This is a genomic window from Streptosporangium nanhuense (assembly GCF_059358815.1).
On sequence record NZ_JCADBG010000040.1, the window covers coordinates 17,108 to 41,371 of the forward strand.

Consider the following 24,264-nt stretch of genomic DNA (forward strand, 5'->3'; position numbering starts at 1 on the left):
AGAGCCGCGACTCCGTGAGGACCGCGATCTCACGAGGGGCGAGATTCACAGGGGCCGAGATTTCCGGGGGCCTGGACTTCACGAGGACCGGAATTCTCCCGGGAGACGGAATTTCCCGGGAAACGGAACGCCGGGGCCACGCCCCCGGCGGCGGAAAGGCGTTCCTCCCCCGGGGGAACGCTCACGAGAACGTGAAATGTGAAATGCGAAAGGTCTGGTAACGACGGTGGCCAAGGCAACACGCCGTGGATTTCTGGGAGCGATGGCCGTCGCGGGAGGGGCGGCCGCGGGGCTGGCCACCGGTGAATCGGCGGCGGCCGCGACGACCGCCGGCCGCGCGCGTTCCGAGTGCGCCCCGCCGCCGAACGCGGCGACGATCAAGCCGGACGACCCGAGATACGCGGAACTCATCACCAGGGGTTACAACTCCCGTTTTCTCGCGCAGCCGGAGTCGGTCCGTCTCGTCCATTCCGCCGAGCAGGTCGTGCAGGTGGTCAACGAGGCCGTACGGGCCGGTAAGAAGATCGTCGTGCGCAGCGGCGGCCACTGCTTCGAGAACTTCGTGGACGACCCCGCCACGTCGGTGATCGTCGACGTCTCGGAGATGAACGACGTCTACTTCGACACCGCCCACAAGGCGTTCGCGATCGAGGCCGGTGCCACGCTCGGCCAGGCCTACCGCTCGCTCTACCTCGGCTGGGGCGTCACGGTCCCGGCCGGCGGCTGCCCGAGCGTGGGAGCGGGGGGCCACATCGCCGGCGGCGGGTACGGTCCCCAGTCGCGCAGGCACGGGCTCGTGATCGACCACCTCTACGGCGTGGAGGTCGTCGTCGTCGACCGCTCGGGCCGGGCGCGGATCGTCGTCGCCACCCGTGAGGCCCGCGACCCCAACCGGGACCTGTGGTGGGCGCACGCGGGCGGCGGAGGCGGGAACTTCGGGATCGTCACCCGCTACCTGATGCGCTCCCCGAACGCCCGCGGCAACGACCCCGCGACCCTGCTGCCCAGGCCGCCGGCCCAGCAGCTCGTGGTCTCGGCGAGCTGGGGCTGGGAGAACATGACCGAGGAGGCGCTCTCCCGGCTGGCCGACAACTACGCCCGCTGGCAGCAGCAGAACCACGCCGATCCCGCCTTCGAGAGCGTCGACAGCTCGCTGACCATGTACCACCGCTCCAGCGGGAGGATCGAGCTGTTCCTGGCGATGGACGGCGACGTGCCCGGCGCGGACGGCATCCTGTGGACCCTGGTGCAGACCGTCGGCGAGGGCGTCGGCATCGAGCCCACCTTCGACTACTTCAGCGTGGCGCCGTGGATGCGGGTCACCCTCTCCTACGACTCCGGGGCCGGGGCCTACGCGCTCAGGTTCAAGTCGAAGGCCGGCTACCTGAAGAAGCCCTGGACGCCGGCGCAGCTCAAGGTCGTCTACAGGTTCCTGACGGAGGGCGAGGCGGACACCGGGGCCTCGGTCTACCTGATGTCGCTCGGCGGGAAGATCAACGCCGTGGACCCCGCGGCCACGGCCAACCCGCACAGGACCGCGCCGCTGATCGGCTTCTTCGACGTCGGCTGGTGGGACCCGGCCGAGGACGAGCGGTGGCTGGCGTCGATCCGCGAGGCCTACCGGGAGATGCACGCGGACACGGGCGGCGTGCCCGTCCCCGGCGACGCCTACGACGGCGCGTACATCAACTATCCCGACAACGACCTCGCCGACCCCGCGCTGAACACCTCGGGAGTGCCCTGGCACAAGCTGTACTACAAGGACAACTATCCGAGGCTGCAGCAGGTCAAGGCCAAGTGGGACCCCCGGAACGTGTTCAACCACGCGCTGTCGGTCCGGCTGCCGGGGGCCTCGGACGCCCTGCCGCCGCAGGCCCGTCCCGGGACCGCCCGCAGGACCGGTACAGAGCCCAAGAAATACCCCCCGAGGGTGTCTCCGAGGCACGCGAACAACCTGCGCTCGCTCGGCTGAGCGCGAGGGCCCCCGCCCGGCCGGGCGGGGGCCCTCCGCCGTACCCCTACAGGGGCGTCAGGTAGATGATCCCGAGGTTGCGCCGCCGGATCGCCTCCGCCAGCTCCTCGCGGGTCGGCGGGCGGCCGACGTGGACGACGACGCCCAGCCGCTTGCGCGCCTCGGTGAGCCCGATCCTCCCGATCAGGTCCCCCATCTCGGCGGCCATGGCGTCGGGATCGTCCATCAGCTCGGCGCGCATGGGGGTGCGCACCCCCATGTCCGTCACCTCGACGTCGGCGCCGCCGCGCATGTTCGCCTTCCACCGGGCCTCGGTGTAGACGCACATCCGGCCGTTCTCGGTCTGCTTCATGACGGGAATCTCGTACCTTTTACCGGTCTTTCTTCCGGTGAAGTGGAGAAGTATCACGCCGGCCACGGAGCGTGCCTTTCCCTTGCGCACCTGCTTGCGCATGAGAGGGTTGAAGAGACGCATCATGAACTTCATCACGATGGGCGTTTCCTTGATGGTTACCGCATGAGATGTGTTTTCCGCCATGACCCATTGTTTCATCTTCGCGGGGATTCGAAGAAGGGCCACGGCCGATTCGCCGGCCGGCGGGCGCGGTGAACGCCGTGAACGCCGTGGGCGCGGCGGTCAGGCCAGGCGCCTGCTCGTCGCGTCCCCGGCGTTCAGGACGTCCACCGCGTTCACGGTGTTCGCCGCGCCCACCGCGTTCACCGTGCCCACCGCGCCCACCGTGTTCACCGCGTCACCGGAGTTCATCGTCTCGTCGAGGCGCCAGCGCGCCCGGCCGCCCGCGAACGTGGCCACGCACCGGCCCGGCCCCTCGTGCAGCAGGGCGGTGTAGGCGTCCCGCTCGCCGGCCTCCACCGCGAAGACCGCGAAGTCGGCGCGGCCACCCCGTTCCAGGGAGCCCAGGCGCCCGGGGCCCTCGGCCATGCCCAGCGCCCGCGCGCCGCCCAGCGTCACCGCCTCGACCAGGAGCCGGTCGTGGTCCGGCGCGTGGGAGAACGCGCGGGCGACCGACAGCGGGTCGCCGCCCGTACGGGTGCCGACGGCGATCGCGCTCCCGCCGTCGAGAAGACCCTCGGCGGCGAACGGCGAGGAGATGGCGATCACCGTCCCGCGGACCGCGAGGAGCTTGCGGTCGGCCTCGTCCAGCGGGCCGGAGATCGCGATGTGACAGCCCGCGCCGAGCACCCCCACCTCGTCGAGGAACCCGACCGGATGGCGGCCCGGCTCGGCGTGCAGCCGGAGCCCGAACGTCCGTGACAGGACGGCCAGGTCCTCCATGACGAGGGGGTCGGGGGAGTGGGCGGCGATGCCGATGACGCCCGGATGGTCGACCTCGCGGATCGCGGTGATCAGCTGGTCGCGCCCGTCGTCCTCCCAGCGCTCCTCGCTCTCGCAGCGGGTCTCCAGGTAGGTCACGCCGCCCAGCCCGGTCACGCCGAGGGTGGAGGCGGCGTCGAGGTCCGCGGCGATGCCCCCGACCGCGGTGACGCCGTGGACGGACGGCGCGGCGGACGTCCTGTCGAGCCGGAGGTGCGCGTCGATCAGCCCCGGCACGATCATGCCCGGCCAGCGGATCGCGGACAGGAGGGGGTGGGCGGCCTCGATCTCGGCGCGCGGTCCGACCCGCACGATCCGGTCACCCCGGACGACGATCGCCCCGTCCCTGACGGGAGGGCCCGTGACGGGCAGGATCAGCGGGGCGCAGTGGATGGAGACGGTCCCCCGGGCGCGCGTGCCGATGATCCGCCCGGCACGCGTCGACATAGGCACTCCTGTAGTTCGTCCCCTTTGGAGAGGTTAAGGGGAGTGACGGTAGATCTCAAATGCATCTCCGGTAAACGTCTCCCCCACCTTCCTGACAGAAGATTGTTGATCTATCTGAAAACGGTCTATACCGTCTTTTAGCGTGATACGACCCCCCAGGTTGCTGAAAGTGCTGCTCGCCGCGATCGTGCTGATCCCCGTCGGCCTCACCGCCGTTCCCGCCTCCGCCGACCCCGTTCCCGAGCCCGAACACCCCTGGCGCCTGGACCACTGGCCCCGGACCCAGCCCTGGCAGCAGGACGCCCCCGAGGCCGGGACCGCGCGCCGCGCCGACCCCGCGAGCCCGGCGGCGATCGACCCGCAGAACTGGAAGAACCCGGACCACATGACGTGGGCCGACTACCGCAAGCCCCCCGGCACCAACTGGGCCGACCCCGCGGCCAAGGGGTCCAAGCGGACCTTCCGCGGCGCGCTCGTGCTGGCCGACTATCCCAACCAGCCGTTCGTGGTCACCCAGCCCAAGGGCTCGACCGTCTTCAGGAACCCCAGCGCCGAGGCCCACGACATCCCCCGCGACCAGGTGGCCACCTTCTACCGGGACTTCCTCAACACCCCCAACGAGCTCAACCGGGGGCACACCATCCACGAGTACTGGATGGAGGACTCGGGAGGCCGCTACGGCGTGGAGCTGACCTCGTTCGGCCCGTACCAGATGCCGGGCAAGTCGCACGAGTACGCCATGGAGTTCCAGGGCGGCACCGCCTGCCCGGCCGGCGACACCTGCAACCGGAACATCAGGACCGACGCGCGGGCCGCGTGGGTCGGCTCCGTCGGCCAGGAGGTCCCCGCGGGCTTCGACTTCGTCTTCTACCTGAGCGCGGGGCAGGACGAGTCGGCCACCTGGCAGGAGTTCGGCCCGATCAAGTTCCCGACCAAGGAGGCGGTGACCGACGAGTTCGGCCCGCCCGACCCGGCCCTGCCCAACTGGGCCAGGACCCGCTACGTGGAGTGGACGTCCTGGGCCTCGGCCTCGTCCATCTGGCCCAACGCCGGGGGCGGCTCCTCCACCCAGGCCGAGAGCTCCGGGCAGGGCGTCTACGCCCACGAGCTCAGCCACATCCTCGGCATCGGCGACAACTACAACAACCCGTTCGGGGTGCCACCGCGCCGGGCCTACACCGGCATCTGGGAGATGCTCAGCCGGGGCAGCTTCAACGGCCCCGGCGGCCCGCACAGCCGCTGGCTGATCCCGCCCACCTCGGGCGGCTCGATGGGCGCCCAGCACATGCTCCGCAACAAGATCAAACTGGAGATGGTGGACGAGGCCAACGTGCTGCGCCTGTCCAGGGAGGCGCTGGCCGGGTCGGGGCTCGTCGTGGCCAAGGTGACGGCCCGGGTGGCCCAGCCGGGGCCCACCGGTCTTTCGGGGGTGAACATCGCCTTCGGGGACGGAGACCGCAGCCCGGCCTGTGACGCGAACACCGACCCGTTCTGCGACGGCGGCGGCTACGACAACTACACCGTCGAGGTCGTGGACAGGATGGGCGCCGACTCCTTCACCCCCGACTCCGGCGTGCTGCTGGCCAAGACCAAGAACGAGGACCGGGCGCCGTTCGAGTGGGTCGTCGACGCCAACCCGCAGGACATCGGCATGACCGACTACGTGCTGCCGGACGGCACCGCCGTGCCCATCACGGTCGGCGACTACCGCCAGCTGTCGGACGCGCTGTTCCACGCGGGCACCGGTTCGGGCTCGGAGTTCGAGTACGTGGACCAGGCCAACCGGCTCCACTTCTACGTCCTCGACCTCAAGCGCGACCGCAAGGGCATCCTGTCGTACACGGTGGCGATCCGCTCCCTGGACGGCGCCGGGCCGAACAGGCGCGGGGTGAAGCTGCTCCCGTCCGTCGGCGTCCCGTCGGGCAAGGACCTGACGTCCTGCCGCTTCCCGCTGTTCAACACCGGCAAGACCGCCCAGGCCCAGGGGCAGCACCCCGAGGACGTGAGCGCCTACCTCAAGGGTGACGTCTACCGGCTGTCGGCGACCGTCGACGGCCGCGGCTGGACGGCCTCGCTGCCCAACGAGCTCGCGACCGCCGACTCCGGCAAGAACACCGTGGTCACCGTCAACGCCCGGCGCGGGGCGGGAGGCGGCCACCTCGCCAAGGTGACCCTGACCGCCACCTCGGAGAGCGACCCGTCCAAGACCGCCAGGGCGACCTGCCTCGCGCTGGGACGGTAGGACGGCGCAGGGCCGGACGCGTCACCCGGGCACCGTACGGGAACCCGGGTGACGCGAAGGGCGTTCGACAGAACGGCAGAACGGCAGAACGGCAGAAAAGGATTCACCCGCCGGTGGCCGGAAAGGCACGCGGCCACCGGCATTGCGTCTGGTTGAATCAATCATGAGAGAACGCGCCGTCCGGTACGGGGACCGCGGCGTGCCGTGGTCTTCGCCGAGGGGTGTGGATGGCCGGGCCGTCGAACGTACCTGACCAGCACGGTTCGGAACCACCGAGACCGCGAAGGCGCAGGATCCCGCTGGCGGCCCCCGCCGCGGCGGGCCTCACCGCGGCCGTGGCCAGCGTCCTGGCGACCTCGCTGGACGTGTGGGACCTGCCCACCGAGGCCAAGGTCGGCGTCACCGCGCTCGCCGGTCTCCTGGTCGGCCTGCTCACCTGGGCGACGGCCGGCTCGCGCTCCGGGGAGCGCGACACCGGTGCCGCCGGGACGCCGTGGCGCCCGCCCGACCAGTGGCCGCCGGTCTCGGCGCACTTCACCGGCCGCACCGAGTCGCTGGCCGAGCTGCGCGAGGTCTTCGCCGAGCGCCGCCGCGCCCGCGACCAGGCCGGGAGCGCCTCGCCGCTGGTCGTCTCGGTGTACGGCAGGGGCGGGGTCGGCAAGTCCATGCTCATCGCTAGGTTCGGGCACGAGATCGCCGGCAGCTTCCCCGACGGGCGCCTCTACGCCGACCTGCGCGGCGAGGTGGAGGCGCCGGTCGATCCAGAGGAGGTGCTGATCGGCTTCCTGCGCGCGCTCGGCGTGCGGCTCACCACCGACCCGGGCGGCCTGGCCGAGCTGCGCACGCTCTGGCTGACCTGGACCAAGGGCAGGCGCATCCTGATCTGCCTGGACAACGCCCACGACGGCGACCAGGTCAAGGACCTGATCCCGGCCGAGGCCGGGTGCGCGGTGATGGTCACGTCGAGGCAGCCGCTGTTCCTGCTCAACACCTACGACAAGCGGCTGTCGGTGTTCAGCGAGGCGCAGGGCGTCGAGCTGCTCGCCCGGCTGGCCGGGGACGACAGGGTCGCCGCCGACCTGGAGTCGGCCCAGGAGATCGTCCGGATGTGCGACCACCTGCCGCTGGCCATCAGCATCTGCGGCGGGCGCCTGGCCACCCGGGAGAACTGGAGCCTGCGCCGCCTCGCCGACCGGCTGAGGGACGAGCGCCGCCGCCTGGACCAGCTGGAGATCGGCCGCAGGCTCGACAAGAGCGTGCGCGCCTCCCTGCAGCTGAGCTACGACGACTGCACCGGCCTGCAGCGCCGCCTGCTGCGATTGCTCAGCATGGTGAGCGCCCCCGACGTGCCCGGCTGGGTGGCCGGGGAGCTGCTCGCCACCTCCGAGCCCGAGGGCGCCGACCAGCTGGAGGCGCTCATCGACGCCCAGCTCGCCGAGTGCTCGGGCATCGACCTGTCCGGGGTGATGCGCTACCGGCTGCACGACCTCGTCAAGATCTTCGCCCGCGAGCTGGCGCTCTCCGACGACGACGAGGCCCACCGCAGGGCGGCCGTCGAGCGGGTCCTGTCCGGCTACCGCCGCCGCGCGGAGGCCGCGGCCGTGGCCCGCTGGCCCCAGGACTGGGGGCGCAGGGCCAGGCCCACCGGCGCGGAGCCCGCCCCGGCGACGACGCGGGAGCAGACCTCGGCGGCCGACTGGCTCAACGCCGAGCGGCTCACCCTGGTCGCCGCGATCGGCCAGGCCAGGAGCCTGGAGATGTGGGAGCTGGCCTGGGGCCTCGGCCGGGCCTTCTGCTCGCTGTGCCACTCCCTGCGGGCCTACTGGTCCGACTGGCGGGCGGTCGCCGAGATCCTGTGCGAGGCCGCGGACCACATGGGCGACCCGCGGGCGGTGGGCATCGCGCTGCTGGACCGGTCGGCGGTGGCGGGCGGGCAGGGCGGTCACCGCAGCGCCATGAAGGACGCGGAGCGGGCACTGGAGATCTTCACCGACCTCGGCGAGACCTGGTGGGCGGCGCGGGCGATGCGCGCGGTCGGCATGGCCCTGTTCAACGACGGCCACCTCGACCGCGGGCAGGGCCACCTGATCGGCGCCATCACCGCCTTCAAGGGCGAGGACGACCGCTGGTGGGTGGCGCGGACCCAGCGCAACCTCGCCGAGCTCCGGCTCGCCCAGCGCAGGCCGGAGGAGGCGCGGGAGCTGCTGGAGGACGCCCTGGCGGTGTTCGAGCGCGACCGCAACCGCTACTCCGAGGCGCAGACGCTGCGCGCGTACGGGGAGGTGCTCGGCGCGACGGCGAGGGGACTGCACGCCGCCGGCGACGCCCGCGCCGCGGGCGAGGACTTCGCGAGGGCCGGGTTCAGCCTGGACCGGGCCGCCGAGATGTTCCGGCTGCGCGGGGAGCTGTGGGAGGAGGCCAGGTGCCTGCGCGCGGCCGGGGAGGTCGGCAACCCGGCCAACGCGCTGCGCGAGCTCACCTACGTGCGCCGGGCCACCGAGATGCTCACCGCGCTCGGCGACTCGTGGGGCGTCGCCAGGTCCGAGCTGTCGGCGGGACGCGCCCACGGCCGGCTCGGCCGCACGCGCGAGGCGCAGGAGGCGCTCCTGCGGGCGGTGCACGACTTCGGGGAGCTGGGCGACCGCTGGTGGATGGCCAGGAGCCTGCGCTACCTGGGGGAGTCCCACCTGGAGGCGGGCGACCGGCCGGCCTCGATCGCCGCGCTGAGGCAGGCCCAGGACATCTACCGCAGCCTCGGCAACCAGGCGGGGATGGGCCGCACCCTGGAACTCCTGCGCCGCGCGGAAGGCTGAGGGCGTGCGTACGCCGCGAGCCCGGGTCCTTTCGGGGCGCGGGGTCGCCGGCGGGTGGGCGGGTGCCGGAGGGGGGCTGCCGGAGGGCGTTCCAATGCTCGGGCGCCGGGGGGTGTTCCAGGACTCGGTGGTCTCCGGACGGTGTCAGGACTCGGCGGACGTCAGCAGGTGCCGGGCGGCGTCGCGCGCCTCGTCGATGCTCTCGTGGAAGAGCTTCTCGACCTGCTGGGCCTGTTCGGTCAGGTGCTCCAGCCCGGGGAGGGCGAGCGCGTCCTCCGCGGTCTCGGCGACCAGCGCCTCGTACCGCGGGGTCCGCTCGGCGAGCACCTGGAGCTGCTGGTAGGCGCGGTAGACGCCGTCGGCCTTGCGCACCTGCCTGGCGTACTCCTCCAGCGCGCGGATCCGCCTGGTCAGCGAGATCTCCGCGGTCTCCAGGGCCTTGACGTAGGGGGCGAAGGCCTCGGCCACCTCGGGCGGGGGCGCGCCCGGTACGAGCCGGTGGTGCTCGGCCTTCATCTCCGACAGCCGCACCAGCTTCCCGGCGATCCGCCAGGTCTGGTCGGGCAGGGTCACCGCGTTGTCGATCGTGTCGAGCAGCCGCGCCCGGTTGATCTCGGAGGCGAGGACCGTCTCCGTGGCGTCCTGCGTGCGGCGCAGCAGGTCACCGCAGTCGCCGTCGAGGTCCTCCGGCAGGATGAACCGGTCCTTGTGCTCCATGGCCAGCCGGACGCGCCGCCGCTCGCGGCGGCCCTCGGGGTCGTCGCTCAGGCTGCGCATCACCGAGAAGGAGATCAGGACGAGGGCGGCGATGAAGCCTCCCGTGGCGCTCAGGCTCGCCATGAGCAGCAGGAGCCCGGTGATCGCGATCAGCTTGACGGGGTCGGGCCCCTCGCGGCGGGGGACCTGTCCCCGCCGGGCCGCGCGCAGCGCCGGCGGGCTGGCGCGTAAGACCGAGGAGACCGGTTCGGGCAGGGCCGGGTCGATCAGCAGGTGCGGCGGGCGTCTCCTCGGATCCACGCGACCTCCTCGTGACGGGGTACAGGCGGGGCCCTTCCACTGTCTCCCATGGATGCGGGTATGGCGCATTTACGGATGACATATGAGGACATTGGGCATTACGGAAACCGGCACCCGGTGTTAACTGCCCGCGCGTAAAGCGGCGTATAAACTCGGAGGCGATGAACGACTTCACGCGTTGGATCGATCTTGAAGGTGCCGCCAACGTCCGAGACCTCGGCGGGCTCGCCACGGTGGACGGCGCGACCACACGCTTCGGCCGGATCTACCGGTCCGACAATCTGCAGGGGCTGACCGGGCGCGACGTCCGGCAACTCGTCACCGACCTGAAACTCCGCAACGTCGTCGACCTGCGCTCGGGCGCCGAGGTGCGCCTGGAGGGTCCGGGGCCGCTCACCGAGGTGCCGGAGGTGAGCATCCACCACCACACCCTGTTCGCCGAGGGCGGCGTCCTCACCGACGTCGAGGCGGACACCATCGAGGGTGACAAGGTGCTGCCCTGGACGGAGCGGGTCGAGGAGGATCTCGCCGAGCTCCGGGTGACCGGTTTCTACTACGGCTACCTTCGCGACCGCCCCGACTCGGTCCTGGCCGCCCTGCGCGCCGTGGCCCTCGACGACGGGGCCGCCATCGTGCACTGCGCGGCGGGCAAGGACCGCACCGGTGTCGTCTGCGCCCTCGCGCTGGAGGTCGCCGGCGTCACCCGCGAGGCGATCGTCGCCGACTACGTCGCCACGGCCGACCGCATCGACGGCATCCTGGCGCGGCTGCGCTCCAGCGCCACCTACCGCGACGACCTCGACACCCGCCCGCCCGACGACCACCGCCCGAGGGCCGAGTACATCGAGCAGTTCCTGGGCGTCCTCGACGACCGTTTCGGCGGCCCGCTGGAATGGCTCGCCTCGCACGGCTGGGGCGAGGCCGACTCCCGGACCCTCCGCGCCCGCCTGCGCGACTAGGGATTCCCGGGGCGGGCCCGCCCGCGTTCCTCAGGACCTCGGGGCGAAGCCCCGCCCGTTCTGCGAGGCGGGCCTGGCTGTTCTTCAAGGCGAGCCCGGCCGTTCTCCGGGGCGGGCCCGCCCGCGCGACTAGCGGTTCTCCAGCGTGACGACCCGGCGTTCGGCGGCCGAGCGGCGGGCGGCCTCCAGCACGGTGAGGGCCTCGACGACCTCCTCCGGGGCGACCGGCGGCGGGGCGCCCTCGCGCAGGGACGTCACCACGGCCCGGTAGAAGCCGGCGTAGGCGCCGGGCTCCGTGGGGACGGTGCGGGTGTCGCCGGAACCGTCCTCCGCGCCGAGGGTGCCCCAGCGCTCGGGCGGCTCCTCGCCGAAGCCGGGGGAGGCGGGGGTCAGCCCGGCGCGCAGCTGCTCCTCCTGCACGTCCAGGCCGTACTTCAGGTAACCCGCCCGCGAGCCCAGCACCCGCAGGCGCGGCCCCAGCCGGGGGGTGACCGCGCTGACCCACAGGTGCGAGCGGGCCCCGCTCGCGTGGGAGAGGGCGATGAAGGTGTCGTCGTCGGCGTTCACCCCGGGGCGGCGCACGTCCGACTCGGCGTAGACGTCGACGGCAGGGCCGAGCAGCCGCAGGGCCTGGTCGACCAGGTGGCTGCCGAGGTCGTACAGCAGCCCGGCGACCTCCTCGGTCCCGCCGGTCTCGCGCCAGCCGCCCTTCGGCACCGGCCGCCAGCGCTCGAAGCGCGACTCGAACCGGGTGACCTCGCCCAGCTCGCCCGCCGCGATCAGGCGCCCGAGCGTCAGGAAGTCGCCGTCCCAGCGCCGGTTCTGGAACACGGTCAGCATCAGGCCCAGATCGCGCGCCAGCTCCGCCAGGCCGCGCGCCTCGGCGGCCGTCGCGGCCAGCGGCTTGTCCACCACCACCGGCAGGCCCGCCTTCAGCGCGGCCTGCGCCAGCGGGACGTGCGTGCGGTTGGGGGAGGCGATCACGACCAGGTCGACGGAGTCCCACAGCTCGGCGGGGTCGCGGACCACCCGCGCGCCGTACTTCCCCGACACCTCGGCGGCCCGCTCCGGATCACCGGTGACCACCGCGGACAGGCTCAGGCCGGGCGTCGTGGCGATCAGCGGGGCGTGGAAGAACGCCCCCGCCACGCCGTACCCGACGAGGCCCACGCGCAGGCCGCTCATCGCGCGGCCAGGGTGTCGTACGGGCGCCCGGTCCGAAGATCAGTCACCGCGCTGCTCGTCACGCTCGGCCAGGAACGCCTCGAACTGGGCGGCGAGCTCGTCGCCGGTCGGCATCTCCGACGGCTCGGCCATCAGGCTCTCGCGCTCGGAGCCCGCCGCGAACGCGTCGTACTGCTGCTCCAGGCCGGTGATCGCGGTGGAGAGCTCCTGGGATGCCTGGATCTGCTCGGCGATCTCGGCGTCGGTCTTCTCGGCGGCCTCGCGCAGGCCCTCCAGCGGGAACACCAGCCCGGTGCTCCTGGTGACCGCCTCCAGCGCGGTCACTGCGGCCGAGGGGTATTCGGCCTGGGCCAGGTAGTGCGGGACGTGCACGGCGTAGCCGAGGGCGTCGTGCCCCTTGGCGCCGAGCCTGAACTCGATCAGCGAGGCCACGCTGCCCGGCACCTGGACCTTGCCGAAGGCGCTGGTCTGGCCGGTGACCAGCTCGGGGCGGCTGGCGTGGCCGGTGACGCCCAGCGGGCGGGTGTGCGGGACGGCCATCGGGATGCCGTGGGTGGTCACCAGCCTGCCGACGTTCAGCCGGGTGACCAGCGTGCCGACGGCGGCGGTGAACAGCTCCCACTCCCGGTCGGGCTCGGGGCCGCTGAGCAGCAGGAACGGGGTGCCTGTGGTGTCGTGGACGAGGTGCAGCGAGAGCTCGGGGCTCTCCAGATCCACCCAGTGGTCGGTGTCGAAGGTCATGGTGGGCCGCCGGGAGCGGTAGTCCAGCAGACGGTCGACGTCAAAGGTCGCCACGACCCGGTGCTCCAGCTCGTCGAGCAGGTGGGCGATGGCGAGCCGTCCGGCGCCGCCCGCGTCCACGAACCCGTCGAAGTGGTAGAGCAGCACCGGATCGGTCAGCTCAGGGACGTCTCCGCTGAGCCGGTAGAGATCCGTCGGGTCGAACACCGTTTTCCAGCCTTTCGTCGGTCGTCTCTTCAGCTCAACCCTCGGGGGGGCCGCTGAATTCCGCCTACCCTCGGCGATCACACGGCACCCTACCGGGGCACAATGGGTCACATGCAGTCTGACCCTGAGCTTGAGGAGTTCGCGACCCGTCTGTTCGACCTGGCGAGGACAGGCGAGACGGAGCGGCTCCGAGCCTACGTCGGAGCCGGGGTCCCGGTCGACCTCACCAACGACAGGGGCGACAGCCTGCTGATGCTCGCCGCCTACCACGGCCACGCGGATACGGTCCGGGCGCTGACCGAATTAGGTGCCGACCCCGGCCGGGCCAACGACCGGGGGCAGACGCCGCTGGCGGGCGCCGTCTTCAAGAAGGAACCCGAGGTGATCAGGGCACTTCTGGAGGCCGGGGCCGATCCGCACGCCGGAACCCCCTCGGCGGCGGACGCCGCCCGCATGTTCGGTCAGCACGAATACCTGGAATGGTTTCGGCAGTAAGTCAGAAACCCCGATATCCAGGTGTTTCCTGACGTATAGGAAAACGGGCGTCCTTCGGCCATCCTTGGGGAGTGGGAACTACTACTAAGCGTAGGTCAGGCCTGTCTCTCCGCATCCCCCCGTTACCCTGTCCCTTCCCCAGCGAGGTCAACCCCCATGTCGAGAGGGTCAACACCGAGACCCTCGATTGGCTCGTCGACCGGGGCATCCTGAAGGACGCCGAGACCGTCGAGCGTTACCGCCAGGCCAAGTACGGCTGGCTGGGGGCCCGCACGTATCCCTATGCCGAACACCACACGCTCCGCCTGGCGACCGACTGGTGCGTGTGGCTGTTCGCCTTCGACGACGCCTTCTGCGAATCGGGCCGCGGCGCCGGTGAGATAACCCGCGCCCTGCCCCGGCTGTTCACCGTCCTCGACGACCTGGAGGCCGGGCAGGAGGTCGACGACGTCTTCGCCGGAGCGCTCCTGGAGATCAAGACCAGGATCTCCACGTACGGCGACGAGGACCAGCTCGACCGCTGGCGCACCGTCACCAAGGACTACCTCTTCGCCCAGGTGTGGGAGGCCGCCAACCGCGAGGCCGACGTCGTGCCGAAGGTGGACGACTACATCTTCATGCGGCGGCGCACCGGCGCCATGCTCACCGTCTTCGCCCTCATCGACGTCGCCAGCGGGCACAGCCTCACGCCCGAGGAGTGGCGACACCCCGACGTCAAGGCGATCACCGAGAGCGCCAACGACGTCGTCGTCTGGGACAACGACCTCATCTCATACGCCAAGGAGAGTGACAGCGCCAACTCACGCAACAACCTGGTGAGCGTACTCGCCAGGCACCGGGGCTACTCACGGCAGCAGGCCATGGAGGCGATCGGCGCCATGCGCAACCGGGCCATCGCCGACATGGTGGCGCTGCGCCCCTCGCTGGAGGCGCTCGGCTCCGAGGCGGTGCTCGCCTACGTGCGCGGCCTGGAGTTCTGGATCAGCGGCAGCGTCGACTACTCGCTGACCAGCTCCCGCTACACGGGTGCCTGGCAGCAGGAGACGCAAAAGCCCCCCGCGGAATGACTCACCCCTGGATGACCTGACCGTCCTCGTGGTCTCCGAGCGCGAGGACGATCAGCTCCTCCAGGTTCAGCTTCCTGCCCTGGGCGAAGGCCTTCTCGTGCGCCTCCTCGCCGAGGACGCGCCTGCACTCCTTGACGCAGCGGTCGTGCTCGGAGTTGAAGAACGGGGAGCCCAGCTGGGGCATCCCGAAGGTCCGCCAGTTGGCCTGGCCGCCGCCCATCAGGCGGGCCGCGAGCGCCGCCTGCCCGTCCTCCAGCGCCTGCTTGGCCACCACCTCGATCGCCAGGCCGATCCCGAGCACGTCGTGGAAGTAGCGCTTGAGCCGGAGGGCCTCGCGCGCGTTCGACATCGCCTCGGGGGAGCGGCCCATCGCCTGGTACACGCTGGCGAGCGCGTAGATGGCGTACGAGCGCAGCCACAGCTCGCCGCGCTGGGTGCAGACCGCGATGCAGTCGCGCAGCAGCACCTCGGCCTCGGCCGGCTCGTTCTGGATGAGCAGCACCATGGACAGCTCGACGATCGAGGGCAGCAGGCCCGGGTTGAGCTCGCGCCCGCTCTTGTGGAACTCGATCGCCACGCCCAGCAGCGCGCTCGCCTTCTGCAGGTCGTTCTGCAGGAACGCGGCCGTGCCGAGCATCTTGGTGGCCAGGATGACCGCGCCCGAGTCGCCGACCCTGACGGCGTCGGAGCTGCACTGCTCCGCGGCCTCGATGGCGCCGGTGATGTTTCCCTGCGCGCTGTTGATGTAGGACAGCACCCACAGCGCCTTGCACCGGTCGGCGCTCGGCTGGCGCGCCAGCTCCAGGGTCTTCTCCAGGTAGAGCCTGCCCTCGCGGGCCAGCCCGCAGGCCACCCACATGAACCACAGGGAGGACAGGAGCTTCAGCCCCGCCTGCACCTCGCCGGGGGTGCGCAGGCAGTGGTCGAGCGCGACGCGGATGTTGTCGTGCTCGTGGCGCATCCTGACGTACCAGTAGACCTGGCGGGCGCCGGACCAGGCGTCCTCGCTCCGCTTGGCCAGCTGCAGGTAGTAGTCGCGGTGCTTCTCCCTGATCACGGCGGTCTCGCCGAGCTTGTCCAGCCACTCCTCGCCGTACTGCCGCAGGGTGTCGATCAGCCGGTAGCGGTGCCCGGAGGGCGTGCCGTCGCTCAGCAGGATCGACTTCTCCACCAGGCTGGAGATGAGCTCCATGATGTCCTCGGACGGGAGGCTGTCGCCCGAGCAGACGTAGCGGGCGGCGTCGAGCTCGAAGTCTCCGGCGAAGACCGACAGCCGCGCCCACAGCAGCCGTTCGGCGGGCTCGCACAGCTCGTGGCTCCAGCCGATCGCGGCCCGCAGCGTCTGGTGCCTGGGCAGCGCCGTGCGGCTGGCACCCGCGAGCAGGCTGAACCGGTCGGCCAGCAGGCCGAGGATCTGCTCCACCGACAGGGCGCGCATCCGGACCGCGGCCAGCTCGATGGCGAGCGGGATGCCGTCGAGGCGGCGGCACAGCTCGGCCACCGGGCCGATGTTGTTCTCGTCCAGCATGAAGTTGGGCACCACCGCGCTCGCCCGCGCGACGAAGAGCTGCACCGCCTCGTTGCTGAAGACGTCCTCGCCCGGGGAGTCGCCGGGAACGGCCAGCGGCGGGATGGTGACCGTGTGCTCGCCCCTGGCGTTCAGCGACTGGCGGCTCGTCGCCAGGATGGTCAGCCCCCCGGCGTTGCCGAGCAGGTCCTCGAAGAGGGCGCCGCACGCGTCGACCAGGTGCTCGCACGTGTCGATGATCAGGAGGATCTCGCGGTCGCCCAGCCACTCGACCAGCGTCTCGTCCGCCGAGCGGGCGGACTGGTCGGCGATCCCGAGGGCCGAGGTGATCGTGTGACGGACCATCCCCGAGTCCTGGAGGCGGGCCAGGTCGGCGAACCAGACACCGTCCTTGAAGTCGGCCCGCATCTGGTGCGCGATCCGCAGGGCGGTGCGGGACTTGCCGACGCCCCCGATGCCGGTCACCGTGACCAGGCGGTGCTCGCCCAGCCGCTGCCGGAGTGTGGTGAGCAACCTGGTGCGCCCCACGAAGCTGGTCAGCTCGTTGGGTAGATTGCCGTCTCGCCGCCATCCTGCTGGCGTTGTCATGGCGCCTCACGGGGGGTAGCTGAAACCTGCCACCGCATCGTACCGTCTGGGCTCCCGCCTGTCCCCGAGGTCGCGGGGCACGAGGCCCGCTTTCCAAGGGGAAACCGTGCCTCTCACCGGGCCCTCCGGGAGTCTCGCGGCGGGCTCCCGCCTGTCCCCGGCGTCGCGGGGCACGGGGGCGGCCTTTGTCCGGGACGGGCAGGCGCGGGTCGCGACGATGGCTAGCATGGGGCGCGTGACAGTGCGCGAACCCGATGACCTGCGTCCCGTCGATCTCGCCGACGACGGGCTGCCGATCCTGCCCGACCAGACCGCCGACGACACCGACCTCGGCTGGAGCGAGTGGCGCGAGGCCGACGACGACGCCCGCCTGATCGAGGACCGTCCTCCCCACTGGGGGTGACACCCGGCCGGGAACCGCGTCCACCCGGCGGGGTCCCCGATCGGGGACCCCGCCGGGTGGACGCCCGCTAGGAGACCACGTCCTTGACGCGGAAGCGGCGGAAGGCGAACGCGATCAGGATCGCCGAGTAGGTGACCGAGACGGCCACCCCCTTGAGCATGCCGTCATACTCCGGTTGCGGGGCCAGGGCGTCCAGCCACGCGGTGTTCCAGAACGTCGGCAGGAACTCCCTGAGCCCGCCGAGCGCCTCGACCGCCTGCAGGATGTTGCTGACGATCACCAGGCCGACCGCCCCGCCGACCGCCCCCAGCGGGGAGTCGGTGCTGACGGAGAGCAGGAAGGCCAGGGCCGCGACCACGAACTGGCTGACCAGGGCGTAGCCGATCACCACCCCGAACCGGGGCAGCACGTCCAGGGCGGCGATCGTCTCACCGGTCCCCGGCACCCGGACGTCGTTCCACCCGAAGGCGAGGGTCCCGGCCAGCAGGGCCATCACCGGCAGGCAGATCACCGCCGCCGCCGAGTAGCCCATCGCGACGATCAGCTTCTGCCGCAGCAGGCGGTCGCGCGGGATCGGGGCGGCCAGCAGGTAGCGCAGCGACGACCAGCTGGCCTCGCTGGCCACGGTGTCGCCGCAGAACAGCGCCACCGCGACGACCAGCAGGAAGCTCGCCGACACCGACAGGGCGAACGCCGCGAAGTTCAGCCCGCCCTCGGTGGCCAGGTCGGAGATGCGCAGCGTGGTGGTGGGCTGCCCGGATCCGGCGCCGACCTTGAAGGCGATCACCAGGATCCACGGCAGCGCGAGCAGCAGGCCGAACATCACCAGCGTGCGGCGCCGCTTGAACTGCCGGACGATCTCCACGGCGAGCGGCAGCGTGCGCCCCGGCGCGTACCCGCGCGCCGAACCGTTCTCCGCGACCCCGCTCTCGGGGATCCCGCCCTCCGGGACGATTCCGCTTCGCGCGGGGCCCTCGCCCGTCGCGCCGGTCATGGTGCCACGGGCACCGTTGATGTCGCTGCCGGTGTCGCTCACGCCTTCTCTCCGATCAGGTCCAGGAAGACGTCTTCCAGGCGGGTACCGGAGCCGTTGACCGGGGTGCGGCTGCTCAGCAGCTCGGCCACGGTCCCGGCCGTGACGAGGCGCCCGCGGTGCATGACCACCACGTGACTGCAGGTCTGTTCCACCTCGGCGAGCAGGTGGCTGGAGACGATGACCGTGCGGCCCCCTCTGGCGTAGCGGATCAGGACCTCGCGCATCTCGCGGATCTGGGGCGGGTCGAGACCGTTGGTGGGCTCGTCCAGGACGAGCAGGTCGGGCAGGCCGAGCATGGCCTGCGCGATGGCAAGGCGCTGGCGCATGCCCTGCGAGTAGGTGCGGACGGCGCGGTCCAGGGCCTTGCCGAGACCGGCGATCTCCAGGGCCTCGGCGAACCTGGCGTCCTCGGCGGGCCGGCCGGTCGCCTTCCAGTACAGCTCCAGGTTGTCGCGGCCGTTGAGGTGCGGCAGGAACCCCGGCCCCTCCACGAACGAGCCGAGCCTGGACAGGACCGGCGCGCCGGGCACCACCCGGTGCCCGAAGATCCGCACCTCGCCGCCGTCGGGTTTGATCAGGCCCATCAGCATGCGCAGGGTGGTGGTCTTGCCCGCCCCGTTGGGGCCGAGCAGGCCGAGCACCTGGCCGTGCTCGACGGTGAACGACAGGTCGTTCACCGCGAGCTCGCCGTTGCGGTACGCCTTGGTCAGGCCGTGGATCCGCAGCGGCACGGAGTCCAGCCCGGGGTCGTGCTCGTCGGCGGCACGGCGGCGTCCGGCGAGCAGCAGGGCCGCCGCGACGGCGAGGGAGACCAGCGGCAGCGCCCAGATCCACCAGGCGGGGCCGGTCGAGGGGGTGCGCAGGGTGGCGTAGGTGGGGACGGCCACGGCCGGTGAGGCCAGGGCGACCTTGTAGACGGCCGGGGCGGCGGGGGTGCTGTAGCCCAGGTCGGTGGTGGTGAACGCGACGCGCAGCCGGTGCCCGACCTCGAACCTGTGGTCGATGGCCGGCAGGGTCACGGTGGCCTCGCCGGAGCCGCCCTCGGGGATCGCGATCCTGACCGGGGCGACGAGCCCCTCGGGCAGGATCGGCGCCTGCGTCGCGCCCGCGACGTCGTAGAGCTTGGCGAACAGCGTCACCTCGCCCGCCGCCGGTGCCGTCCCACCGCTGTCCGGGCCGGTGTCCGGGCCGGTGTTTGGGCCGGTGTTTGGGCCGGTGTCCGCGGCGTCACCCGCCGCGGAGGACCCGGACGGTTCGGGCGTCACCCGCACCCGTACGGTCGAACTGCCGGTGACCTGGAGCGGGGCCGCCAGCGGGGCGGAGTCGAAGGTGGCGCTCTGGCCCGCCATGTCGATCGACAGGTTCGCGGTGGCACCCCCGCCCAGGCCGCCGAAGCCGGGGACGGCGGAGATCGAGGAGGGGGACCCGCCGGGCGGGTTGGCCACCTGCTGCTCGGGCCCGCTGAGCGGTACGGAGGTCTGGCCGGTGCCGGACAGCCCCGGGTAGCCGCCCGCGACGGCGTGCAGCTGGACCGGGCGCCGGGTGCCGGGGTCGCGCCCGCCGTCTCGGGTGACGGTGAAGGCGCCCGCCGGCCCGGCCTCCCCGTCCCCCCTCAGGTGGCGGTCGAACCAGCCGAGCGTCTTGTCGTGCAGCCAGTCGACCTCGCCGTTGCCGCCGTCGTGGCCGCCGTCGAACCAGGCGACCTCCACCGGGGCGCCGGTGGCGGCGATCGCCCTGGCGTTGGCGTCCGCCTGGCCCAGGGTGAACAGCGAGTCGCGCTGTCCCTGGAGCAGCAGCGTCGGGACCTTGATCCTGCCGGGCACCGAGATCGGGCTGGACCTGCGCAGCGTCTCCACCGCGTCCGCCGTCGCCCGGCCGCTCTCCGCCACCTTCTGGTACATGTCACAGATCTCCGGCAGGAACCGGCCGCACCGGACCTCCTCCGCGGTGAGCGGCCGAGGCCGGGCGGGGGGCGGCCCGCCTGTGCCTTCAGCGCCCTCAGCGCCCTCTGCGCCCTCAGTGCCCTCAGTGCCTTCAGCGCCCTCTGTGCCCTCCGTGTCTTCGGCGCCTCTCCCGAGGGCGGCCAGACCGGCCGCGCCCGGCGTGGGACCGCCCCGGCTGAAGAACAGCCCGGCCCACATGCGCTTGAACACCCCGCTCTCCGGGCCCTGCCCGGTGGCGTTCGGGAACAGCGCGTCGGCCAGGTCGTACCAGGTGATCTGCGGGGCGATCGCGTCGATCCTGGGGTCGTGGGCGGCGGCCATCAGCGCGATGGCCCCGCCGTAGGAGCCGCCCGCGACGCCCACCCGGGGGTCGCCCGCCGCGTCGAGGCGGACCTCGGGCCGCTTGGCGACCCAGTCGACCAGCTGGCGCACGTCCTTGACCTCGTAGTCGGGGGAGTTCAGCGCGATCTGCCCCGAGGAGCGGCCGAAGCCCCGCGCCGACCAGGTCAGCACGGCGTAACCGTCCTGCGCCAGCCGTACGGCGGCCTCCCTGACGCTCTGCTTGCTGCCGCCGAAGCCGTGCGCGAGCAGCACCGCGGGCGCCCTGCCGCCTCCGGCCGGGGGGAAGAAGCTCGTGTCCAGCGTGACCCGCTGGTCGTCACCCGGCCCGTCGACCACCGTGATCATCTGGTTCCGCGCCTGTACGTCCGGCCCGGACGGCCACACCAGCCAGACCGCGACACCGACGACCAGCACGGCGACCGCGGCGATCCAGACGGCCCGTTTTCCCCCACGTTGCATGACGAGAGCCTACTGATTGGAGCTGAGAGCCTCCTGAGACCGTTCTCAGGAGCGTCCCCGCCGGCAAACCGCTGGTCAGCCGCCGGTCGGCCGCCGTTCAAGCGCAGGTCGGCCGCCGCGGCGGAGGGCGGGGGCGAACGCGGGTGATCACCGGCGGGGCGGGAGGGAGGAAGTGGCGCCGATGCTCAGGGTTGTCCCCGATTGCGGAGCGAGGTAAAGGAGCGGCATCATTTCGAGGCGTGAAGCCAGTAGAAAGCCTCCGAAGAAGAGCCACTCCCGTGATCGAGTGGGCTCTGCCGTATTGGACGCGCGGGAAGGCCGGCAGGGAGACCCCGGAGGATCTGTTCAGGCTCCTCTACCTCGGGTGGCTGGTGGCTTTCTCGTTCAAGGTGCTCGGGGCGTCCTGGGACGTCTCCTGGCACTTCAAGTGGCTCCGTGACGACCTGGCGCCTCCGCACCTGCTCAACAGCGTCGGCACGGCCATCGCCCTCGCCCTCACGATCATCCACGTCTACACCGGTTACGGCGTCGACAGGCTCGCGCAGCGCCTCATCAGCTGGGGCACGGGCATCTTCCTGGTCGCTGTCCCGCTGGACCTGATCAACCACCGCGTCAACGGGCTCGACATCACCTCGTGGAGCCCGTCCCACCTGATGCTCTACGTCGGCACGCTCTTCATGGTCTGCGGCGTCATCCGGGGCTGGTTCGTCCGGGCGGTCCCGGGGCGGACGCGCACGCTGGTCCTCGGCGGGCTGTTCGTGTTCCTCTTCGAGAACGTCTGGTTCCCCGCCCAGCACCAGGAGTACGGCGTGTACGCCATCGCCGCCTGGGACCGGGGGCAGCCGGAGGCCGAGCCGATCCTGATCCAGTTCGCCGCCGAGCAGATCGGCCTGCCGGTGAGCGACAGGGCCGTGGCGCTCCACTTCGCGCTGCCCGTGCCCGACCAGCTCTATCCCCTCTACGCGGCGATGGCCGCCGTCATGGTGGCCGTCTACGCCCGCGCGATGATCGGCCGGATGTTCTCCGCCACCGCCGTGATCGGCGCCTACATCGTCTTCCGCACCCTGATCTGGCCGCTCCTGGCCGTGGCCGACTTCCCGCGCTCGGCGATCCCGGTCTTCCTGCTCGCCGGGGCACTCGCCGTCGACCTGGCGTTCCTGATCAGGATGCCCGTGGTCAGGGCACTGGCCGGCTCCGCCGGCGCCACGCTCGTCGTCGACCAGGCGCTGCGCTTCCAGCACTCGGCGTTCATGGCGCCGCCGCTGGTGCCCCCCACGACCATGCTGATCGGGGGGGCCGGGCTCGCGGTCCTGTGGCTGGCCGCCGAATGGTCGTTCAGCCGTCACACACTGCGGGCTCAGGAAAGGGAGGCGCTGGTCAGCGCGACCGCCACCCCGTAGGCCAGCCCCATCACGGTGATCTCGGCCGCCGCCCACGCGACGACCGCCGTCGCCCGCCGCTCGGCGATGTGCGGCATCAGGCGGTAGCGGATGTGGGCGGCGAACGGGATCAGCAGCGCCACGCACGCGGCCTTGGCCACGACCAGCAGCCCGTACTCGTTCGTCAGCAGGGCCCCGGGCAGTTCCACGCCCGGGGTGAGGGCCATCGTGGCCAGGCCGTTCACCAGGCCGGAGAGGCCGACCACGATCAGTGCCAGGGTCGCCAGCCTGGAGAACGCCGGAAGCACCCGGGCCAGCAGCTCCCGGTCCCCGGCGACCAGCAGGACGATCGTGAGCAGGCCGCCGGTCCACGCCGCCGCGCCCATCACGTGCAGCTCCATCGAGATCATGATGGGGTCGTGCCAGACCGAGTCGACCGCGTGGCCGGTGACCGGGATCGGCAGCAGCCCGAAGAGGGCGATCACGATCCGCAGCTCGGCCGGGACCTTCTCGCCGTACCGCACGGCCAGCAGCCCGATCCCGGCGTAGGACAGCGCGCAGGCGGCGCTGAAGAGCATGCCCTGCCCGGCGCCGACGCTGTCGACGTACTCGGCGATCATGCCCGGGGTGGGGATCAGCCCGGGATTCAGCTCGGCCGTCTGGAACACGATGACGACCAGCGCCAGCAGCGCCCACGCCCAGGCGAAGGTCACGGCCGCGGGCCGCGCCCGGCGCATCACCGGCTCGGTGCGGTCGGGGTCGTCGAACCCGAGCAGCTTCGGCAGCAGGCTGAGCCCGACCACCGCCACCGCCGCCAGGTCCAGCAGCACCCGCAGCACCGGCAGCCCGTACTCGACCAGCGGCCCGGGGATGGCGATCCCCGGCACCTCCTCCTGGGGGGCGAGCGCCGTCGCGACCAGCACGGCCAGCACGGCCGCGGACACGAGCCCGCCGATCACCAGCCTCCTGGCGGTGCCGGCCTCGGCGGCCCGCTCGGCGGTCACGGTCATCCCGTGCCCTCCTGCTCTCTCGTACGGCGCATCGCCACGACCGTGGCCCCGCCCAGCAGGACGATGGAGCCCGCGATCCACAGCACGGCCATCCCGGCCCCGCCGTTCTGCGCGGCCTCGGCGGCCTGGGCGCCCAGATCGGGCTCCTGGGGAGCGGCGGCGGAGACCACGGGGGCGGGGGCGGCGGAGGTGGCGGGCGCTTGGGCGGAGGCGCCCTGGCCGGGGGCGGTCAGGGTAAAGGTGATCTTGCTGGAGACCGGGTGGCCGTCGGAGGAGAGGATCCGGTAGCCCACCGCGTACACCCCGGCGGGGCCGAGGGGCTTCACCGCGACGCTGACCTTCGCCCTGTCGACGACGGTCTTCCCGTCCTCCCATCGCGTGCCGTCCGGGCCGATCACGCTGATCCGCGCGAAGCCCTGCCGGACGGGCTGGTCGAAGGTGAGTGTGATCTTCTCGGGGCCGGTGGCCAGCTCCGTACCGTCCTTGGGGTCGCTGCTGATCAGCACGTTGTGGGCCTGCGCCGGGGCGACCGCGCCGAGCAGCGAGGCGGACGCGAGCAGCAGGACCGTGAGTAGCCGCCTCACCGGTCGTGGCCTTCCTTTGGGATCGTCATGACGGATGACATGCTCCCACCCCGGCCTCCCGCCCGGGAATCGCGCTCGCGCGGATCGGCTGATCATCCGGGCCCCGGGCCGCCCGCGCCTCCGCTCGGGCCTCGTCCCGGCGGGGTGGAGCCGATGACTATGAAGATGACAAACATTCAAAAAATGAAGAATATAACGATTTATCTGGTAAAAGGCCTCAAGGGATAGTTTGTTTGTTTTTATCGGGCTGGAAAACAACGGTGAAACCTTGACGAATTCGGCGCGTGATCCTTAGCCTCGCTTCCAGCGGCGTTACCGAATTCGTGTGCCCACGCGCGGCGGGGAGACCGCCGTGCCTCCGCGCGGCGTGACGGCGGACGTGTGTGCGAGGCCCGTCGGTCCCGTCGGTCCCGTCAGTACGGAGGCGTCGTGACGCGAATCGACCTCTCACCGGCCGAGGTAATGATCAGCAAAAGGGAGCCGCGGGGCCCGTTCGGGGCCGCCGCGACAG

18 protein-coding genes are annotated in these 24,264 nt (G+C 71.8%); 8 read left to right on the forward strand and 10 right to left on the reverse strand.

The window, feature by feature from the left end:
- Positions 1–262: 262 nt before the first annotated feature.
- Positions 263–1,972, forward strand: a complete 1,710-nt coding sequence (locus AC5L38_RS41785) for an FAD-binding oxidoreductase (RefSeq protein WP_495248368.1) — start codon at positions 263–265, stop codon at positions 1,970–1,972.
- Positions 1,973–2,018: 46 nt separating this feature from the next.
- Here AC5L38_RS41785 and AC5L38_RS41790 read toward each other — a convergent pair whose 3' ends face one another.
- Together AC5L38_RS41790 and AC5L38_RS41795 are read right to left on the reverse strand one after the other, a co-directional pair.
- Positions 2,019–2,525 carry a nitroreductase/quinone reductase family protein gene (locus AC5L38_RS41790; RefSeq protein ID WP_495248369.1) on the reverse strand — a complete coding sequence of 169 codons (507 nt, stop codon included), beginning with the start codon at positions 2,523–2,525 and terminating at the stop codon, positions 2,019–2,021.
- 84 nt (positions 2,526–2,609) lie between these two features.
- Positions 2,610–3,755, reverse strand: coding sequence for an amidohydrolase family protein (locus AC5L38_RS41795; protein ID WP_495248370.1), 1,146 nt, complete (start codon positions 3,753–3,755; stop codon positions 2,610–2,612).
- Positions 3,756–3,897: 142 nt separating this feature from the next.
- Between AC5L38_RS41795 and AC5L38_RS41800 the strand changes: the two genes are divergently transcribed.
- Both AC5L38_RS41800 and AC5L38_RS41805 read left to right on the forward strand, forming a co-directional pair.
- On the forward strand, positions 3,898–5,997 hold the full coding sequence (locus AC5L38_RS41800; protein WP_495248371.1) for a M6 family metalloprotease domain-containing protein: 2,100 nt from the start codon (positions 3,898–3,900) through the stop codon (positions 5,995–5,997).
- A 227-nt stretch (positions 5,998–6,224) separates the two neighbouring features.
- Positions 6,225–8,810 (forward strand): hypothetical protein, encoded by a 2,586-nt coding sequence (locus AC5L38_RS41805; RefSeq protein WP_495248372.1) that lies wholly within the window; start codon positions 6,225–6,227, stop codon positions 8,808–8,810.
- A 144-nt stretch (positions 8,811–8,954) separates the two neighbouring features.
- Here AC5L38_RS41805 and AC5L38_RS41810 read toward each other — a convergent pair whose 3' ends face one another.
- Complete coding sequence (locus AC5L38_RS41810) at positions 8,955–9,827, reverse strand: hypothetical protein (protein ID WP_495248373.1); 873 nt, start codon at positions 9,825–9,827, stop codon at positions 8,955–8,957.
- Positions 9,828–9,988: 161 nt separating this feature from the next.
- Here AC5L38_RS41810 and AC5L38_RS41815 point away from each other — a divergent pair, with 161 nt between their 5' ends.
- Complete coding sequence (locus tag AC5L38_RS41815) at positions 9,989–10,786, forward strand: tyrosine-protein phosphatase (protein WP_495248374.1); 798 nt, start codon at positions 9,989–9,991, stop codon at positions 10,784–10,786.
- Positions 10,787–10,915: 129 nt separating this feature from the next.
- Here AC5L38_RS41815 and AC5L38_RS41820 read toward each other — a convergent pair whose 3' ends face one another.
- Complete coding sequence (locus AC5L38_RS41820) at positions 10,916–11,971, reverse strand: Gfo/Idh/MocA family oxidoreductase (RefSeq protein ID WP_495248375.1); 1,056 nt, start codon at positions 11,969–11,971, stop codon at positions 10,916–10,918.
- Between the two features lie 39 nt (positions 11,972–12,010).
- Positions 12,011–12,919, reverse strand: a complete 909-nt coding sequence (locus tag AC5L38_RS41825) for a proteasome assembly chaperone family protein (RefSeq protein ID WP_495248376.1) — start codon at positions 12,917–12,919, stop codon at positions 12,011–12,013.
- Between the two features lie 102 nt (positions 12,920–13,021).
- Here AC5L38_RS41825 and AC5L38_RS41830 point away from each other — a divergent pair, with 102 nt between their 5' ends.
- Entirely contained in the window at positions 13,022–13,414 is a 393-nt protein-coding gene (locus AC5L38_RS41830; RefSeq protein ID WP_495248377.1) for an ankyrin repeat domain-containing protein, read from the forward strand.
- Between the two features lie 71 nt (positions 13,415–13,485).
- A complete protein-coding gene (locus AC5L38_RS41835) occupies positions 13,486–14,481 on the forward strand; it encodes a 4-epi-cubebol synthase (RefSeq protein WP_495248378.1) in 996 nt (331 codons plus the stop codon).
- A gap of 1 nt (position 14,482) precedes the next feature.
- Here the strand turns inward: AC5L38_RS41835 and AC5L38_RS41840 are convergent, their stop codons facing one another.
- Positions 14,483–16,597: an ATP-binding protein gene (locus tag AC5L38_RS41840; protein ID WP_495248379.1), complete on the reverse strand. Its 2,115-nt coding sequence runs from the start codon at positions 16,595–16,597 to the stop codon at positions 14,483–14,485.
- A gap of 235 nt (positions 16,598–16,832) precedes the next feature.
- On the opposite strand from AC5L38_RS41840, the gene AC5L38_RS41845 reads away from it, so the two are divergent.
- Positions 16,833–17,000, forward strand: coding sequence for a hypothetical protein (locus tag AC5L38_RS41845; RefSeq protein WP_362682527.1), 168 nt, complete (start codon positions 16,833–16,835; stop codon positions 16,998–17,000).
- Between the two features lie 67 nt (positions 17,001–17,067).
- Here the strand turns inward: AC5L38_RS41845 and AC5L38_RS41850 are convergent, their stop codons facing one another.
- Positions 17,068–18,036 (reverse strand): ABC transporter permease, encoded by a 969-nt coding sequence (locus AC5L38_RS41850; protein ID WP_495248380.1) that lies wholly within the window; start codon positions 18,034–18,036, stop codon positions 17,068–17,070.
- Entirely contained in the window at positions 18,033–20,780 is a 2,748-nt protein-coding gene (locus AC5L38_RS41855) for an alpha/beta fold hydrolase (RefSeq protein ID WP_495248381.1), read from the reverse strand. The genes AC5L38_RS41850 and AC5L38_RS41855 overlap by 4 nt, the downstream gene beginning before the upstream one ends.
- 278 nt (positions 20,781–21,058) lie before the next feature.
- On the opposite strand from AC5L38_RS41855, the gene AC5L38_RS41860 reads away from it, so the two are divergent.
- A complete protein-coding gene (locus AC5L38_RS41860; protein WP_495248382.1) occupies positions 21,059–22,180 on the forward strand; it encodes a hypothetical protein in 1,122 nt (373 codons plus the stop codon).
- Here AC5L38_RS41860 and AC5L38_RS41865 read toward each other — a convergent pair.
- Entirely contained in the window at positions 22,138–23,169 is a 1,032-nt protein-coding gene (locus tag AC5L38_RS41865; protein ID WP_495248383.1) for a copper resistance D family protein, read from the reverse strand. The genes AC5L38_RS41860 and AC5L38_RS41865 overlap by 43 nt on opposite strands.
- Positions 23,166–23,753: a copper resistance CopC family protein gene (locus tag AC5L38_RS41870; protein WP_495248384.1), complete on the reverse strand. Its 588-nt coding sequence runs from the start codon at positions 23,751–23,753 to the stop codon at positions 23,166–23,168. Before AC5L38_RS41870 ends, AC5L38_RS41865 begins: the two co-directional genes overlap by 4 nt.
- Positions 23,754–24,264 lie beyond the last annotated feature (511 nt).